Origin of the sequence: Streptomyces lincolnensis (assembly GCF_021173675.1) — a bacterium.
Lineage (GTDB): Bacteria > Actinomycetota > Actinomycetes > Streptomycetales > Streptomycetaceae > Streptomyces > Streptomyces lincolnensis_B.
Genome location: NZ_JAIHON010000001.1, coordinates 49,333 through 66,779, shown reverse-complemented (window position 1 = coordinate 66,779; position 17,447 = coordinate 49,333). Strand labels below are relative to the sequence as shown.

The window sequence follows — 17,447 nt, the reverse complement described above, 5'->3', positions numbered from 1 at the left end:
CTCCGACCGGGCTCGCCGACGAACTTCGGCGAGCCCGGTATCACCGCCCCGCTATTGAATCGATTCAATCACCTCTGGAGGTGCCCAATCCAGTGCATCCCACGCCGGTCAATCCTGCGTTCCGCCATAGCCGTCGCCCTCGCCCCGACCCTTGGCTCGGCGCTGATGCCGGGGCTCGCGCCCACGGCGTCAGCCGCGGTGTCCTGGACCGCGAAATGGATCTGGGCGCCGTCCAGCGCGACGAACCAGTGGGTGGCGTTCCGTAGATCGTTCACCCTTGCTTCGGCGCCGTCGAAGGCGGTCACACAGATTGCCGCGGACTCGAAGTACTGGCTGTGGATCAACGGCACGATGCGCCGTGCGGTACACGATCCCGGCGGGCGTGACGATCCTGAAGCTGAAGTACCGGGAGTCCGGCTACGACACCGACTTCACCGGGTCGTTCAGCAGCAGCGACGCCTTCCTGGACACACTGTGGACCAAGGCCGCCCGCACGATGTACGTCAACATGCGGGACAACTACATGGACTGCCCTACGCGTGAGCGGGCCCAGTGGTGGGGCGATGTCGTCAACCAGCTCAAGGAAGGCTTCTACACCTTCGACACCCGCTCCCACGCCCTCGGTAAGAAGGCCATCTCCCAGCTCGCCGCCTGGCAGAAGTCCAGCGGGGCGCTGTACTCCCCGGTCCCGTCGACGATCTGGACCGCTGAACTGCCCGTGCAGATGCTGGCCTCGGTGTGGTCGTTCTGGACGTACTACCTATACACGGGCAACGCCGACGCGGTCACCGTCGCCTACCCTGCGGTGAAGAAGTACCTGAACCTGTGGAGCCTGGACGGCGACGGCCTCGTCAACCACCGGGCGGGGGACTGGGACTGGGAGGACTGGGGCTCCGACATCGACACCCGTGTCCTCGAGAACTGCTGGTACTACCTGGCGTTGGACACCGCCGCCAAGCTCGCCGACCTCAGCGGCAACAACGGGGACGCGTCCGGCTGGCGGAACCGGCGCGACAGCATCAAGGCCAACTTCGACCGCGTCCTGTGGAACACGTCCCGGAACGAGTACCGCTCACCCGGCTACACCCGCGACACCGACGACCGCGCCAACGCCTTCGCTGTCGTCGCCGGCCTGGCCCCCGCCTCCCGCCACCGAGCGATCGCCGAGGTACTGCGCAACCACCTCAACGCCAGCCCCTACATGGAGTTCTACGTTCTGGAGGCGCTCTACCTCATGGGCGCGGCCACCGTCGCCGAGGAGCGGATGCGCAACCGCTTCGCCGCTCAGGTCGCCGACCCCGCCTGCCACACCCTGTGGGAGCTGTGGACCAAGGCCGACGGCACCGACAACCACGCCTGGAACGGCGGCCCGCTGTACGCGCTGTCCGCCTACGCCGCCGGAGTGCGCCCGACCGAGCCGGGCTGGTCGTCGTACGAGGTCATCCCGCTGACAGGCACCCTCACGAAGATCAACACCGTCGTGCCCACCGTCAAGGGCGACATCCGCTTCGGCATCACACGCGACGGCACCCAAGTCACCCTGACCCTCACCTCCCCGACCGGCACGACCGCACGGGTGGGTGTCCCGACCTATCGTGGCTCCTCCGCGGTCATCAAGGCGAACGGCACGGCCGTCTTCACCGGCGGCGCCTCCACCGGCAGCCTCAGCGGCCTGACGTATGAGGGCAAGGACTCTTCCTACGTCTACTTCACCGTGCGGCCGGGCAACTGGACGTTCACGGTCACCGGTGCCGGGCGGCTGGACAACCTCGCCCTGGACCGGCCGGTCAGCAGCAACAACAGCCTGGAGAACAGCGACTGGGGCAGGAACCGGCTCACCGACGGCCGCCTCACCAGCGTGACCGGCGCCAAGGGCTACACCAGCAACGATTTCCCCTCCGCCGACATCAGCGCCAACCCCGTCTGGCTCGAGATCGACCTCGGAGCCGACACCGACCTCGACGCCGTACGGCTCTTCCCGCGCACCGACACTTCAGCGGCGGGCGGCGGCACCGCGGGCTTCCCCGTCGACTTCACCATCCAGACCCGCGCCGACGGCGGCACCTCGTACACCACCGTCCGCACCGTCACCGCCCAGCCGAACCCCAACGGCCGGGTGCAGACATACGGTTTCAGGACCGCCACCGCACGCTACCTGCGCCTGCAAGCCACCAGGCTCGGTGCCCCGGCCTCCGACGAGAACACCAATTACCGACTGCAGCTCGCGGAACTCACCGTGCCGACAGCGGCCACCACCGTCACTGCCAACTACGCGCTGGAGAACGGTGACTGGGGCAAGACCTGGGTCCTGGACGGCACCCTCACCAGCGTGACCGGTGCGAAGGGCTTCACCAGCATCGACTTTCCGTCCGCCGATGTCAGCGCCACCCCGGTCTGGATCGAGCTCGACCTCGGCGCGGACCGTCCCATCGGCTCCGTCACCTTGCACCCCCGCACCGACACTGGGGGAGTCGGCGGTGGCAGCGCGGGCTTCCCGGTCGATCTCACGATCCAGACCCGCGCGGACGGCGGCACCTCCTACAGCACGGTCCGCACCGTCACCGGCCAGCCCAACCCGGGCGGAGCCGCCCAGACCTACACCCTCTCCTCCGCCACCGGCCGCTATCTGCGCTTGAGGGCCACGAGGCTCGGCGCGCCGGCCACCGACGAGACGGCCAAGTACCGGCTCCAACTCGCCGAGATACGCGTCGCGTGACGACCACCTGACATTCACCTCAAGGTAAGGAGTTCTGACATGACAGGGTTTCCCACGCGCCGACAGGTGCTGGGCGCCACCGCCGGGGGAGTGCTGGCCTCGTTGGCGGTGACACCGAGGAGCAGTGCCGCGTCCGCCACCGTGACGTACACGGCGCCTCGTCCACGTGTGCGCATCGATCTCAACGCGGGGTGGCGATTCATCGGAGCGGACGTCGCGGGCGCGCAGGCGCCCGGATTCGATGATTCCGGATGGTCGTCGGTCAACACGTTCCACACCTGGAACGCGGTCGACGGCGCCGACGGCGGCAACGACTACCACCGCGGGGTGGGCTGGTACCGCCGCCACTACACCGCCCCCTCCGAACTGGCGGGGAAGCGGCTGTACTTGCCGTTCGCCGGGGTGAACCAGGTCGCCGACGTCTGGGTGATCGGCACGTACCTCGGGCAGCACAAGGGCGGATACTCCCGGTTCCGGTTCGGTGTGACGGGCGTGCTCGTCCCGGGTGAGGACAACGTGATCGCGGTGCGGGTGACCAACGCCCGCGACACCGGCATCGCGTCGGTCAGCGCGGACTACACCTTCGAGGGCGGGATCTACCGCAATGTGAGCCTGTGGGCCACGGACGTCCTCCACGTGCGGATGGAGGACTACGCCGGCCCGGGCGTGTACCTGCGGCAGAGCAATGTGACCGCGGCGTCGGCCACGGTGACCGTGACGACGAAGCTGTGGAACGACAGCAACAGCACCAGATCGGTGATCGTCCGCACCGTCATCCCATCGTCTTCTGGGGCATCGGCAACGAACTGACCGACTACAACAGAACCGCCACGAACAGGCTGCTCGCCTCCTTGGCCGACATCATCGAATCCGAGGAGCCGGACCGGCTGTCCACCTACGCCGTGCGCTCCGAAGACCCCGACGACGCGCAGACAGGGCTGCACACGCGGACCACCGGCTTCAACAAGTACCTCGGCTGGTACTACGGCTCCAAGGACGATGAGCTCGGTGCCTGGGCCGACAACCTGCACACGAATGCCCCCTCCCGCAGGATCGGCATCTCGGAGTACGGCGCCGACGCCAACCCCGCGCAACATGCCCTCAACCCGCCCAGGCCCGAACTGGAAGCAGCTCGGCGAACGCCCTTACATCTGGGTCACGTTCGTCTGGGCCAAGTTCGACTTCGCCTCCGACGGCCGCAACGAAGGAGACACACCCGGAATCAACGACAAGGGCCTGGTCACCCATGACCGGCAGATCCGCAAGGACGCCTTCTACTGGTACAAGGCCAACTGGGCGACCACGCCGACCCTCTACATCACCAGCCGCCGCTGGACCCAGCGCACCGTTGCGACCACCGAACTGAAGGTCTACTCCAACGCGGCCGAGGTCACCGACACCCTCAACGGCCCTCCCTGGGGACCCGGAGGAGCGGCGACCGCATCTTCAGGTGGACCGGCATGACACTGAGGCAGGGCCGGAACACCGTGTCGGTGACAGCGACCATCAACGGCTCCACGTACACAGACAGCGTCGTCTGGACTCTTGCCTGAGAAGTGCCACAGAACATGGAAATCCTGACAGCACGCACGGTTTTTCCTCCTTGCAGTTTCACAGATCCAGTGCCGTATCGCCGTGTCCAGCGCAGATCGGTCCGGACCCACGGAATCCAGGCGGCCGGTCGCAGTCTGAAGACGGCCTAGTTCCCTTTGCGGACGTGGACTCGGACCGGAGCCGCATCCCGGCGCACTCCTGCGCCACTGGTTTGGGCCATTGGTCTCACCACCTTCGTATGCTTCCGGGAGAGTGATGCCCGACAGCGGCTACGCCTGTCTCTGCACGCTCGACATGCTCGAAGCGGATGTCCCTGGTGCTTCGAGGTGCAGGATGTCCCGGTCACCGTGGTTCTGACGGAGCATGAGGTCTTCGCCATCCATGACACGTGCTCGCACAGCGCGGTTTCCCTTTCCGAGGGGAAGGTGGACGACTGCAGCGTCGAGTGCTGGCTGCACGGCTCCCGGTTCGACCTGCGAGCCCGCAAGCCTCTCGATTCCCCGGCTACACGCCCAGTTCCCATCCATCCGGTGAGAATCGACGACGGGAGCGCATACGTGTGTATGGCGGGAGAGGGCTGATGGCGACAGCGGCACATGACATGAGCGGCCCGCCGTGTGTCAGGGCACAGCGGGCCGCGGTCTGTGAGGCCGGTTGCCAGGGCCGGGCGCAGGGGGATCAGGTGTCGGCAGGTTCCGGGTACGTCTCGCTCATCTTCATGAGCCGCTGCAGTACCTCGTGCGGAACAGGCCGGGGAAGGAACCCAGCGAACTGGCGCATCGCCATGGACGACAGCATGAGCAGCGCGTCGGCGTTCCCCTCCGCGTCCGCGTCCGCCGGTTCCTGGGGGAGCCCGGGCGACAGCGCGGCCGTCAGGGCGGGGCCGACGGTCGGGTGGCCGAACCACTCGCTGATGGGGGAGTCGAGGGTGAGCGGCGGCCGCGGCAGGGTGTCGCCCTCCAGGTCGAGGGTGGCGGTGGCGACGACGTCGTGGGCGTTGTCGGCGAGCTGCACCTGGTACGGCCCGGCGGCGACGGTCCAATCGTCGCGGGTGATGTCCCAGTAGGCGAAGGCGCGGCGGTCGAGGGTGATCTCGACGGTGGTGCTCTCACCGGGGGCGAGCGCCACCTTCGCGAAGCCGCGCAGTTCCCGGGCCGGGCTGCTGACCGGGCGTCTCGGCGCGGCGACGTAGACCTGTACCACGTGCTTGCCGGAGCGGTCGCCGGTGTTGGTGACCGTGACACGCACCGCCGCGCTGTCCGGGCCGGTGAGTGTGACATGGAAGTCGGTCTGGTCGAAGGAGGTGTAGCTCAGTCCGTGGCCGAAGGGGTGGCGGACGGCGACGTCGGCCGTCTCGTAGTACCGGTAGCCGACCATGACACCCTCGCCGTAGCGGACGTGGCCCTGCTCGCCGGGGAAGTTCAGGAAGGAAGGGGTGTCGCCCAGTCGGAACGGGATGGTCTCGGCGAGTCGCCCCGACGGGTTGACCCGCCCGGTTAGCACGTCCGCGATCGCGCCGCCGCCCGCCTGCCCCGGCAGCCATGCCTCCACCACCGCGTCCACCTCGTCGTGCCAGTCCTCCAGGCTCACCACACCACCGTTGAGGAGCACGACGACCGTGCGCCGGGCCACCTGAGCAACTGACCGTACCAACTCCAGCTGATCAGACGAGAGTTGGAGATGCTCGCGATCGAATCCCTCGGACTCGTCCGCCTCGCGCAGGCCGATCACCAGTACGGCGGTCTCCGCCCGGCCTGCGATTTCGACGGCCTCCTCGCGCAGTTGCCCGGCGTCCGCGGACCCGGTGGTGTCATAACCCTGCGCGAAGTCGACCCGGGCCTCGGGCAGCAGGGCTCGCAGTTCCTCCAGCGGACTGTCGACGACGGTGGCGTTGACGTGCGAGCTGCCGCCACCCTGGTAGCGCAGGACCGTGGCGAACTCGCCGATGACGGCGATGCGGCCGGTGGGAGCGAGTGGCAGGGTCTGGTGGCGGTTCTTCAGCAGTACCAGAGAGTCGGCGGCGACCTCGCGGGCCAGCTGGTGGTGCGCGTCGAAGTCCACCGTCATGGGGCCGGCCTGGGCCCGGAGCCGCTCGGCAAGGCCGCGCAGCCGGGCGACGGCGGTGTCGACGGCGCTCTCCGCCAACTCGCCGGAGGTGACGGCAGCGGCGACCTCCGCGTCGGTGTCGCGGTGGCTGCCGGGCATTTCCAGGTCGGTGCCGGCGAGCAGTGCGGCGACACGGTCGTTGACGGCGCCCCAGTCGGAGACGACCAGCCCGTCGAAACCCCATTCCTCGCGGAGCACCTGGGTGAGCAGCCACCGGCTCTCGGCCGCGTAGGTGCCGTTGACCTTGTTGTAGGCGCACATGACGGTCGCCGGGCGGGCCTGGACCACGATCCGTTCGAATGCCGGAAGGTAGATCTCCCGCATGGTGCGCTCGTCTACGTCGGCGCTGACCTGCATCCGCTCGGTCTCCTGGTTGTTGGCCGCGAAGTGCTTGACCGACGCGCCCACGCCCTGGCTCTGCACGCCGGCCACGTGCGCCGTACCGAGTAGGCCGCTGAGGAGCGGGTCCTCGGAGAAGTACTCGAAGTTGCGGCCGCACAGCGGCGAGCGCTTGATATTGACGCCGGGACCCAGCAGGACGTCCACACCGAGCGCCCGCGCCTCGGTGCCGAGCGCTTCGCCCACCCGGCCGATCAGTTCCGGATCCCAGCTGGAGGCGAGCGCGACCGCGGGCGGGAAGCAGGTCGCCGGATGACTGCCGTGCAGGTCGAGGGCGTCGGCGTCCGGGCGCGGGCGCCGGAGGCCGTGCGGACCGTCGCTCAGTACGAGGGAAGGAATCCCGGCCCGTTCGGCGGGTTTGGTTGTCCACATGTCCTGGCCGGAGAGCAGTGCGGTCTTCTCGTCCAGGCTCAGTTCGGCTGCGCCGTGATCGTGGCTGTTCGCCATGGTGCGGATCCTTGGGTGGGTGAGGGGTGAAGGACGGTCGCCGTCGCGCACCGGACGGATACCGAGGCCGTCCGGCGGGGTGGGGTGACGGGCGGGGCTGAGTTCACGAACCGGTGCCCGGACGCAGGACCAGGCGGTGCCTTCCGGACCCGAGGCCGCCGACGGTCTGTGCGGAGTACCAGCCCTCGGGCGGCAGGAATCGTCCGCTCGTGCCGGGCGGCAGATCAGCGTTCACCGTGAGAGTGCCCGAACTGATCGACCAGGCGACGGACGCCGTCCCGTACGGGGTGGCAATCGACGCGCCGGCCGAAGTGAGTGTGCCTCCCGGGCGGGGAGCGATCTCGATGGTGCGGTAACCGGGCGCGGCGGCCCGCAGCCCGGCGACAGACTGGTAGAGCCAGGCGGCGACGGCGCCGTAGGCGTAGTGGTTGAACGACAGCATCGTGCCGGCCTTCTCGGTGTCGATGGTGCCGTCGGGGCGGATGGCGTCCCACCGCTCCCACATGGTGGTGGCGCCGCGCTCGACCTGGTAGAGCCAGCCCGGACACTCGGTGTTGAGCAGGAGCTGATACGCCTCGGTCGTGTGGCCGGTGCCGGTGAGTGCGGGCAGTACGAAGGGAGTGCCGAGGAAGCCGGTGGCGATGCGTCCGCCATGGGCGCGCACCAGGGAGGCGAGGGCCTCACCGACCGCGGCACGTTCGGCGGCGGGCGCGATACCGAACTCGAGCGCGAGCGCGCATCCGGTCTGGGTGGTGCGGGCGTGGTCGCCCCACTTCCGCCAGGCTGCGTCGGCGGTACGCCGGTGCAGGGCCGCGTACCGTTCGGCGTCGTCGGTACGCCCCAGCACCCGGGCGGCGTCGGCGAGCAGCCGGGCGCTGTGCGCGACGAAGGCGGTGGCGACGTAGGCGGAGTCGGTCGTGGCGCGCGCCGGGTCCTCCGGGGGTGCGGCCGGGTCGAGCCAGTCACCGAGTTGCGCGTTCCCGCTCCAGGTCCCGTCCTCGTCGAGCCGGCCGGCGGTGAACTCGACCCACGCGCGCATCGCCGCGTAGTGGCGGCCCAGCAGGCTGCGCCGGCCGTAGGCGTCGAAGAGAGCGGCGGGTACGACGGTGGCGGCGTCGCCCCAGCCGGCGGCGGTGCCGGCGAACGGCAGCTCCATAGGCGGCAGTTCACCGAGGTCCACATCGGGAATCACCAGCGGGACCGCGCCGTCCGGTCGCTGCTCGATGGAGAGGTCGGTGAGCCAGCTGTCGAGGAAGGAGCGGCTGTCGAACGTCGCGCACGCCGTAGGAGCGAAGGCCATGATGTCTCCGGTCCAGCCGAGCCGTTCGTCACGTTGCGGGCAGTCCGTGGGGACGGCCAGGAAGTTGCCGCGCTGGGAGCGGACAACGTTGGCGTACAGCGCGTTCACACGGATGTCGGAGCAGTGGAACTCACCGATGCGGGGCAGGTCGCTGGCCACGACGACCACCTCGACCTGCTCGACGGTGACGCCCGGAGAGGCGTCGATCTCGGCGTACCGGAAGCCGTGGAAGGTGAATTCCGGCTCCACTTCGGCCGGTCCGCCGGACAGGGCGTACTGGTCGGTGGCGCGTGCACCACGCAGGATGCTGGTCAGCAGACGGCCGTCGCCGTCGAGGACCTCAGCGTGCCTGACGCTGACCGTGCTGCCGGCCGGGCCGTTGATCCGGAGCCTGAGCCAGCCGGTGATGTTCTCGCCCGCGTCGACGGCGATCGTGCCGTCGGGCAGTGTGCGTCGCTCCGGCCGGATGACCTGCACGACCCGTACGGGCGGGTGGGCGCGCTGCGTCAGCCCGGTGGGCAGGGGGAGCGCGGCGGCCTGCTCCCAGCCGCTGTCGTCGAAGCCCGGCAACCGCCAGCCGAGCGGCTCGCGCCGCAGGTCGCGTTCGCAGCCGTCGTACAGGTCCGCTGCCAGCACATCACCGTAACCGCCCCGCCACTGGTCGTCGGTGACGATCGTGACGGTGCTGCCGTCGACCAGCGTGACTTCGAGCTGGGCGAGCAGCGCGGAGGTGTCGCCATAGACGTTGCGGTTCTTGTGCCAGGTGAGATGGCCGCGATACCAGCCGTCACCGACGGCGGCGGAGACGGTGTTCCGGCCGGGGGCGAGCAGGCTCGTGACGTCGTAGGTGGTGTAGAGCAGCCGGTTCGGGTAGCTGGTCCAGCCGGGCTCCAGCAGGTCGTCGGAGACGGGCCGACCGTTGATGGCGGTGCGGTGGACGCCCAGAGAGGTCACATAAAGGCGTGCGGATACCGGCTCCGCCGGGAGGTCGAGCTCCCGGCGGAGCAGCGGCACCGGGCCGGGGGAGGAGCGGCCCCGGTCACTGGGGACATGCACCGGACGGGCCGTCCAGTCGATGTCGTCGAGCAGCGCTGCCTCCACCCGGGCGGGCTCGCTCCATGCCGTCCAGCCGAGGTCGGTACGGACCCGGACCCGCCAGTACCGGACCGTGCGGCTGCGCAGCGGTTCGGCCGGCCACGGGTGGTCGGTCACCACGTCGGACTCGACCTCGCCGCTGGAGCTCGCACCGCTGAAGGAGCGGTCCGTCGCCACCTGGACCTCGTAGGCGTGCTGCAGGACGTCCGGCCGGTCGCTTGCCAATGACCACGACAGACGGGGTTCGGGATACGGGGTGGCGACGAGACCGGAGTCGTCCGCGGTACGCAGCCCGGTGACCGTCGTCGCGGTGTCCGCCGTGCGGTGTGCCTCGGAGCTCGGCGTCGTCATGACTTCAGGTGCCTTTCGAGGAAGCGCAGCGTGGACTGGTGCAGCGTGGTGCGGTGCGGGACTGTGCCCCAGGCGTGGTCCGCGCCCTCGATGATCTCGAGTTCCGCGTTGCCGTCGTAGTGGTCCAGGTAGCGGCGTACATAGGCGAGGGGGGCGATGTCGTCTTTGTCCCCGTGCAGGATGTGGACGGGGCCGCGGTAGGGCGCGGAGCGCCCGTACACGTCGAGACCGGCGATGTCTGCCACGAGCGCGGGGCTCATCCGGTGGCCGTCGGCGTCGAAGTAGCCCTTCTGCTCGATCTCGACCGCGAGGCTGCGGCCCTTGAGGTGTCCGCCACCGATCTCGAAGGGGGCGACGGCGGCCGGGGACCACAGGCACAGCGCGCCGATCCCCGGTTCCTCGGCGGCGACGATGCCCGCGACCACACCTCCCATGCTCATACCGACCAGGCCGATCCGCTCGGGGTCGACGAAGTCGAAGGTCCGGGCTGCCTGGAGCACCGCGCGGGTCTCGGCGATCTCACCGGTGAGGGTCACGTCGAAGAAGTCGCCGTCGCTCTCCCCGTGGCCCGAGAGGTCGAACCGGACCGAGGCGATGCCGTGGTCCGCCAGCAGCCGGGACATGGCGACGAAGTTCGGCAGTTCGAGCCGGTTGGAGGTGAAGCCGTGCACGAACACCACTGTGGGCCGACGGGTTCCCGTCGGGCCTTTGGGGATGTGCAGCGTGGAGCGCAGCGTCATGCCGGTGTAGCGGAAGTCGTGATGGCGGATCACGCGGATGCCTTTCGGGATGTGTCGAGTGTGGGCGTGTGCGGCGGTCGTCGTGCTGTGGTTGCGCCTCACCTCGGTCAGCACCGGCGACTCGGAGATAAGCGGCGTCATTCGATCGCGTCGCGTCACTTAAACGTGTAGGTAAGCTGTGCGGAAAGCTAGCCGCAGCCGCCGGGCTTTGGCAAGAGGTCTGTCAGGAGGGGATACATGACCGGAAGGTTCGGCCGAAGACGTGTGACCAGCGCGGATGTCGCGCGCGAGGCCAAGGTCTCCCGCGCGACGGTGAGTTACGTGCTCAACGACGCCGCTCACCAGAAGATCCCGGAGGCTACGCGGCAGCGCGTGCGGGAAGCGGCCGCCCGGCTCGGCTACGCGCCGTTGGCCGCGGCGCGCTCGCTGCGCAGAGGGCGTTCGGACATCGTGCTTGGCCTGCTGCCCGACTGGCCGATCGAGCACGTCCTCGGCCGGCTCGTCCAGCAACTGACCGATGCCTTGGCCCAGCACGAGCTCACGTTTCTCGTGCACTCGGCGGCTCACCCCGCCCGCCCCCTGCTGGAGGTCTGGAAGGCCTTGACGCCCGCAGCGGTTCTGGCGCTGGACGCTCTCTCCGAGGTCGAAGCCGACGCCATGCGGGCGGCGGGAATCGAGGTCGTCATGGCAGTGCACGGCTCGGTACGGGACGGGCTTCGGTCTCCCCTCGTGCCGGAGGAACCGATCGGAGCATTGCAGGCCCGCCACCTCGGCCATGTGCACCGCCGGCTCGGCTATGCCTACCCGGACCTGGCGAGGCTCGGTGTCCTGGCCCGGCCTCGGCTGGACGGTGTGCGCAAGGTGTGCGCTGAACTCGGCCTCCCGGAGCCGGATGTCTGGACCGTCCCTGTCGATCCGGACGGTGCCGTCGAAGCGGTGAAGGCGTGGCTCGCCGCCGATCCGCCGGTGACGGGCGTGTGTGCGTTCAACGACGATGTTGCCCTGGCTGTTCTGGCGGCCCTGCGGTCGCTGGGGCTGCGGGCCCCCCGGGATCTCGCCGTGATCGGCGTCGACGACATCCGCGGCGCGGCGCTGGCCCAGCCGCCGCTCACCACCATCGTCCGCGACACCGAGGTCATCGCGCGGGGCCTGGCCCGCCGTATCGTCGACACCCTCGACGGGGCGCAGGTCTGCGCCGATCCCATCCAGGACCCGCTTCGGGTTCTCGTTCGGGTGTCGGCCTGACCGGTTCGGCCGCCGCAGCAGTGCACCGACCGCCCCCGGCACTCCTACTGCCCGCTTCACGCTGTCGCCGCGACGGTCTTCCGTGAACCTCTTGCGCAACGAAGGCGACACAGTTAGTTTACGGGCACTCGCTTAAAGGTGTAAGTGACGAGGTCGGCGGATCCTCCTGATTCCGCTCGTTCGTAGCGGCCGCACAGTTCACGCCGCCGCCCGGCTCGTCCCACCTCGACAGCTCGATTGCGACCCAGTCGTATCGCCCCGTGCTCCCCGCACGCCCTTCCCAACCCCGTCCTCTCCAGCCCTCCCGACCTTACGGAGACCTCGATGAAGAGAAGAACCGTCCTCCAAGCCTCGCTCGGCGTGGCGGCATCACTTGCCCTTGCCGCCTGCGGCGGCGGTCAGGGCAACGGCGCCGGCGGTGCCGGATCGGACACCCTGACCATCGCCCTGTCCTCGGCGCCGAACAGCCTGGACCCCGCCCAGGTCGCCGTCGGGCCCTTCCTGAACTACATGGACCCCGCGTACGCGACGCTGCTGACCCGCAAGGCCGACGGCACGCTGGGGGCCGGACTGGCCGACAAGTGGGGCTATATCGGCAAAGGGAACACCAAGTTCGAGCTCCACCTGCGCAAGGGCGCGAAGTTCGCCGACGGCACGCCGATCACCGCCGCCGACGTCGTCAACTCGTTCAAGTACTTCCAGAAGGGCAGCGGACCGACCGTCGCCTACTTCCGCCCCCTGACCTTCTCCACGCCGGACACTTCGACCGTGGTGGTCAGCAGCCCGATACCGAACCCCGACATGGGCACCCTGTTCACGCCCGCGTACATGGGCGGCGCCATCATCAGCCCGGCCGGGCTGAAGGCCCCGAAGAAGCTGGCGTCCGCGACCTTCGGTGCCGGGCCGTACGTGTACAGCGCCCAGCAGTCGGTCTCCGGTGACCACTACGTCTACGTCCCGAACAAGAATTTCTACGACCAGAACGCCGTCCACTTCAAGAAGATCACCGTTCGCGTGATGCCGAACGTCAACTCGCAGGTGCAGGCCCTGAAGTCGGGCCAGATCGACCTCATGTACGGCACTCCGGACGTGGCGCCGACCATCGAGGGCACCAAGTCGCTCACCACGCTCAAGAAGCCCACCACCTGGGCGGGCCTGTTTCTCCTGGACCGCGAGGGCACTGTCGTCAAGGGACTGGGTGATAAGCGGGTCCGGCAGGCGCTGAACTTCGCCGTCGACCGTTCCGCGATCACGAAGGCGGTCTACGGAGACTACGGAACCCCCATTTCGCAGCCGCAGATGCCCGGTTACGACGGCTACAGCTCCGAAGCCGAGAAGATGTACCCCTACGACCCGGCCAAGGCCAAGCAGTTGCTGAAGGCGGCGGGATACGCCAAGGGACTGACCATCCCGGTCAACTACGGGTCGTTCGACCCCTCGACGACCAAGATGCTCCAGGCCGTGCAGGACCAGTTGGCCAAGGTGGGCGTCGAGCTGAAGCTGCGGGCCGCCACGAACTTCGGCGGCTGGATCAACGACCTGCTGACGAAGAAGTACGCCGCCACTGTCCTCTCGCCCGGCACGGGTGGCGAGGCCAACTTCTACGCCCAGCAGGCGGGTTTCACCAAGACGGGCATCATGAACGTCTTCGGTGTGGCCGACCCGGACGTCGACGCCGCGTACGCCCGGCTCGCCGCCGCGGACCCGAAGTCCAGCGAGGCGGCGTCGAAGGATCTCACCGACGTCATCGTGCGGAAGGCGCTCGCCCTGCCGGTGTCGGGTACCGACACGATCGCCATGTACAACACCAAGCTGCGCGGGGTGAAGTTCCCGGAGGGCGGCGCCCAGCTGACCTCCAACACCACGTGGACAACCCGCTGACGAGGGCCGATGCTTCCCATCATTCTCCGCAGGCTGGCGCTGTCCGTCCCGCTCCTCGTCGTCGTCTCGGCGATCACCTTCGTCCTGGAGTCGTTCGTGCCGGGAGACCCGGCACGAACGGTGCTCGGCATCAACGCGACGCAGGAGCAGTACGACGCGCTGCAGGCCGCCATGCATCTCGACCAGCCGGTCGCCGTGCAGTACTGGCTCTACCTCCGAGACCTTCTGCAGGGTGACCTCGGCAGCTCGCTGTTCAGCGGCGAATCCGTGCTGGGGCTGATCGGGCAACGTCTGCCGGTCACCCTGGCGCTGGTGATCGGGGGGACCGTGCTCGCGAGCCTGGTCGGCGTCGTGCTCGGCGTGTACAGCGCGACGCGCGGCCGGTTCAGTCGCCGGCTGTTCGACATCGTGTCCCTGCTCGGCAGCGCGGTGCCCAACTTCTGGATCGCGCTGCTGCTGGTCGCCGTGTTCGCCGTCAAGTTCGCCTTCTTCCCCGCCACCGGGTACACCCCGTTCGCCGAGTCGCCGGGGGAGTGGGCGGCCGGCCTCGTCCTGCCCGTGATATCCCTCTCGATCGGCGGAGTCGCCTTCATTTCCAAGGTCACGCGCGACGCGATGATGTCCACCCTCGCCCTCGACCACATCAGAACGCTGCGGGCCTCCGGCATCGGACCCACGTCGATCATCTGGAAGCACGCGCTGCGGGCCTGTGGACTGCCGGTGGTGACCACGATCGGCCTCATGATGATCACGTTCATCCCCGGCACGATCCTCATCGAGAACGTCTTCACTCTGCCCGGTCTGGGCACCACGGTCGTGGACGCGACCAACCAGCACGATCTGCCGGTCGTCCAGGGCCTCACCATCACCTTCACGGTCATGGTCATCGTGGTGAACCTTCTCGTCGACGTCCTCTACAGCCTCCTCAACCCGAAGGTGCGTACGGAATGACCACTGTCGAGGCGCCCCCGAAGGCGCGATCGCGGCCGAGGATCAACCCCTTCGCCGGGATCTGGCGCCGCCCCGTCCCCGCCGCGGCGCTCGTCGTGGTCGTCGGGATCAGCGTCGCCGTGATCTTCGCCCCCCTCCTGGCACCGCACCCACCGCTGGCACAGGACCTGCTCCACACGCTGTCCGGTCCGTCGGCGAACCATCCGCTGGGCACCGACGCCCTCGGCCGCGACGTGCTCAGCCGGCTGCTGTACGGCGGACGGCCGACCCTGATCGGGGTGGGGCTCGCCGTACTCGTCTACGCCTTCTTCGGCATGTCGCTGGGCATGCTCGCCGGCTACCTGCGCGGCTGGACCGACCGGGTCATCGTCGCCGTGCTGGACGTCATGCTCTCGGTTCCCGCGGTCATCATCACGCTCGCCGTCCTCGCGATCTTCTACCAGAGCAATGCCGCCGCCATGCTCACGATCGGCTTCTTCGCCTCCGCGGGCCTCGCCCGGATCATCCGCAGCTCATGCATCGCGCTGCGCGAGGAACTGTTCGTGGACGCCGCCAGGGTGTCCGGGCTCGGCCCGGCGCGGATCATGGCCCGGCACATCCTGCCCAGACTGACAGGGCAGTTGCTGGTCCCGGTCTTCCTCTTCTCGGGCAACGCCCTCGCCATCCAGACCGGCCTCGGGTTCCTCGGCCTGGCCACTCCGGCGCCCGCCCCGAGCTGGGGCGGCATGGTCGGAGACGCCGCGCAGATCATGCAGCAGGACCCCTACCTGCTGTTCGTCTCCGGTGGCCTGATCGGCCTCATGTCCCTGTCCTTCGGGCTGGTCGGCGACGGCCTGCGCGACCTCGAACAGGACCGCCGGCAGGCAACCGGTGGCCGGTTGCGGCGGCCGGTTCCCGCAACGGCCCCCGAGAACGCGGCCAAGCCGTCGGACGGAGCGGTCCTCGCCGTGCGCGACTACTCGATCGCCTTCGCCACCGCGCACGGGCCACGCACCGTCGTCGACTCCATCAGCTTCTCGGTCCGCCCCGGTGAGATCTTCGGTCTCGTGGGCGAATCCGGCAGCGGAAAGACCGTGACGGGCCTGTCCCTGCTCGGACTCCTCCCACCCAACGGAGCCGTGACGAGCGGCGCGGCCTGGCTGGCCGACACCCGGCTCAGCGGCCTGCCGGAGCGGGAGCTGCAGCGCATCCGTGGCAGCGAGATCGCCCTCGTGTCGCAGGAACCCATGCTGGCACTCGACCCGTACTTCACCATCGGTTCCCAGTTGGCCGAGGTCATCCGCCGTACCGCTGCCGTGTCGGGCAGGAAGGACGCCGTCAGGGAACGGATCCGCGAGCTGCTGACCAGCGTCCACCTGCGGGATCCGGACGACGTCGCGCGCCGGCACCCGCACGAGCTGTCCGGCGGCATGCTCCAGCGGATCGTCATCGCCATGGCGCTGGCCGGGTCGCCGAAGGTGCTGATCGCCGACGAACCCACCACCGCACTGGACGTGACCGTGCAGGCCGGCATCCTGGACCTGCTCCGGTCGCTGCGCGACGAGCACGGCATGGCGATCATCCTGATCACCCACGACCTCGGAGTGGTGGCCGACACCTGCGACCGCGCCATCGTGATGGAACAGGGCCGGATCGTGGAGGAGGGCTCGGTCGAGGACATCTTCTACAGGCCCCGGCACGCGTACACCAAGAAACTCATCGAGAGCACACCCAGCATCGCACGGACCGAGGGCAGGATCGCGTGACCGGAACACCCATACTCAAGGTCGACGGGCTCGCGGTCCGCTACCCGTCGCGTGGCTTCCGAAAGCCCCCGACCACGGTCATCGAAGACGTCTCGTTCGAGGTCGGCTGCGCCGAGACCGTCGCCCTCGTGGGCGAGTCCGGCTCGGGAAAGACCACCATCGGCCGAGCGGTACTGGGACTCACGCCCGTCAGCGGCGGACGGGTCCTGCTGGACGGGCGGGACGTCACCCGTCTCACAGGCCGCGCCCGCCGGCTGCTGTCCTCTGATCTCCAGGCGATCTTCCAGAATCCGTACGGGTCGCTCAACCCGGCGCTGCCCGTGGGCCGGACGCTGGCCGAGCCCCTGCTCGTCGACTCGGCCCGGTCACGCGACGAAGTCCGTGCTCACATAGCCGAGTTGCTCCGCCGCGTCGGACTGCCGGAGGACGCGGCCGACCGGTACCCGCCCCAGTTCAGCGGAGGTCAGCGTCAGCGCATCGCCATCGCCCGGGCCGTCGCCCGCAAGCCGAAGCTCATCATCTGCGACGAGCCGACCAGTGCCCTGGACGTCACCACCCAGGCCGCCGCCCTGAACCTGCTGTCCGAACTCCAGGACACCCTCGGGTGCGCGTACCTGTTCATCACGCACGACCTCGCCGTCGTCAAGGAGTTCGCCGCACGCACACTGGTGCTGCAACACGGGCGCATCGTGGAAGAGGGCCGCAGCACCGACGTGTGCGACCGGCCGCAGCATGCGTACACCCGGCGACTGGTGGCGGCCGCGCCCGTCCCCGACCCGGTCCTGCAACGCCGCCGCCGTCAGCAGCGGACGGACGTGGAGGCAGCAACCGCCTGATGAGCCGACCGCAGGCCTCGGCTGTCGGTGCCGTTCAGTGGGATGACTTTCCATGCACCGGCTGCACCGAGACGCGAAAGC

Annotated in this window: 13 protein-coding genes; 9 read left to right on the top strand and 4 right to left on the bottom strand. The window is 69.0% G+C overall.

Annotation, left to right across the window (positions count from 1 at the left end; all coding sequences use genetic code 11):
• Positions 1-68: 68 nt before the first annotated feature.
• The gene (locus tag K4B79_RS00305; protein ID WP_232024094.1) at positions 69-344 is read right to left on the bottom strand and encodes a hypothetical protein; all 276 of its coding nucleotides are present in this window, start codon (positions 342-344) and stop codon (positions 69-71) included.
• A 38-nt stretch (positions 345-382) separates the two neighbouring features.
• On the opposite strand from K4B79_RS00305, the gene K4B79_RS00300 reads away from it, so the two are divergent.
• The 4 genes from K4B79_RS00300 (at position 383) to K4B79_RS00285 (ending at position 4,851) form a co-directional block, all read left to right on the top strand.
• On the top strand, positions 383-2,716 hold the full coding sequence (locus tag K4B79_RS00300) for an alpha-L-rhamnosidase-related protein (RefSeq protein WP_232024093.1): 2,334 nt from the start codon (positions 383-385) through the stop codon (positions 2,714-2,716).
• 39 nt (positions 2,717-2,755) lie between these two features.
• Positions 2,756-3,526: a sugar-binding domain-containing protein gene (locus K4B79_RS00295; protein ID WP_232024092.1), complete on the top strand. Its 771-nt coding sequence runs from the start codon at positions 2,756-2,758 to the stop codon at positions 3,524-3,526.
• 285 nt (positions 3,527-3,811) lie between these two features.
• On the top strand, positions 3,812-4,180 hold the full coding sequence (locus tag K4B79_RS00290) for a hypothetical protein (RefSeq protein ID WP_232024091.1): 369 nt from the start codon (positions 3,812-3,814) through the stop codon (positions 4,178-4,180).
• A gap of 416 nt (positions 4,181-4,596) precedes the next feature.
• On the top strand, positions 4,597-4,851 hold the full coding sequence (locus K4B79_RS00285; RefSeq protein ID WP_374208401.1) for a Rieske 2Fe-2S domain-containing protein: 255 nt from the start codon (positions 4,597-4,599) through the stop codon (positions 4,849-4,851).
• Between the two features lie 97 nt (positions 4,852-4,948).
• On the opposite strand, the gene K4B79_RS00280 is transcribed toward K4B79_RS00285, so the two are convergent.
• The 3 genes from K4B79_RS00280 to K4B79_RS00270 form a co-directional block, all read right to left on the bottom strand.
• Positions 4,949-7,222 carry a glycoside hydrolase family 3 C-terminal domain-containing protein gene (locus K4B79_RS00280; protein WP_232024090.1) on the bottom strand — a complete coding sequence of 758 codons (2,274 nt, stop codon included), beginning with the start codon at positions 7,220-7,222 and terminating at the stop codon, positions 4,949-4,951.
• A 103-nt stretch (positions 7,223-7,325) separates the two neighbouring features.
• A complete protein-coding gene (locus K4B79_RS00275; RefSeq protein ID WP_232024089.1) occupies positions 7,326-9,968 on the bottom strand; it encodes an alpha-L-rhamnosidase in 2,643 nt (880 codons plus the stop codon).
• Positions 9,965-10,741 carry an alpha/beta hydrolase gene (locus tag K4B79_RS00270; protein WP_232024088.1) on the bottom strand — a complete coding sequence of 259 codons (777 nt, stop codon included), beginning with the start codon at positions 10,739-10,741 and terminating at the stop codon, positions 9,965-9,967. Before K4B79_RS00270 ends, K4B79_RS00275 begins: the two co-directional genes overlap by 4 nt.
• Before the next feature lie 204 nt (positions 10,742-10,945).
• Between K4B79_RS00270 and K4B79_RS00265 the strand changes: the two genes are divergently transcribed.
• From K4B79_RS00265 to K4B79_RS00245, 5 genes are all read left to right on the top strand, one after another.
• Positions 10,946-11,953: a LacI family DNA-binding transcriptional regulator gene (locus K4B79_RS00265; protein ID WP_269462947.1), complete on the top strand. Its 1,008-nt coding sequence runs from the start codon at positions 10,946-10,948 to the stop codon at positions 11,951-11,953.
• A 324-nt stretch (positions 11,954-12,277) separates the two neighbouring features.
• The gene (locus K4B79_RS00260; protein ID WP_232024086.1) at positions 12,278-13,834 is read left to right on the top strand and encodes an ABC transporter substrate-binding protein; all 1,557 of its coding nucleotides are present in this window, start codon (positions 12,278-12,280) and stop codon (positions 13,832-13,834) included.
• Positions 13,835-13,843: 9 nt separating this feature from the next.
• A complete protein-coding gene (locus tag K4B79_RS00255) occupies positions 13,844-14,785 on the top strand; it encodes an ABC transporter permease (protein ID WP_232024085.1) in 942 nt (313 codons plus the stop codon).
• Positions 14,782-16,530, top strand: a complete 1,749-nt coding sequence (locus tag K4B79_RS00250) for a dipeptide/oligopeptide/nickel ABC transporter permease/ATP-binding protein (protein WP_232024084.1) — start codon at positions 14,782-14,784, stop codon at positions 16,528-16,530. Before K4B79_RS00255 ends, K4B79_RS00250 begins: the two co-directional genes overlap by 4 nt.
• Positions 16,527-17,366 (top strand): ABC transporter ATP-binding protein, encoded by an 840-nt coding sequence (locus tag K4B79_RS00245; protein ID WP_232024083.1) that lies wholly within the window; start codon positions 16,527-16,529, stop codon positions 17,364-17,366. The genes K4B79_RS00250 and K4B79_RS00245 overlap by 4 nt, the downstream gene beginning before the upstream one ends.
• The last annotated feature ends 81 nt before the right edge of the window (positions 17,367-17,447 follow it).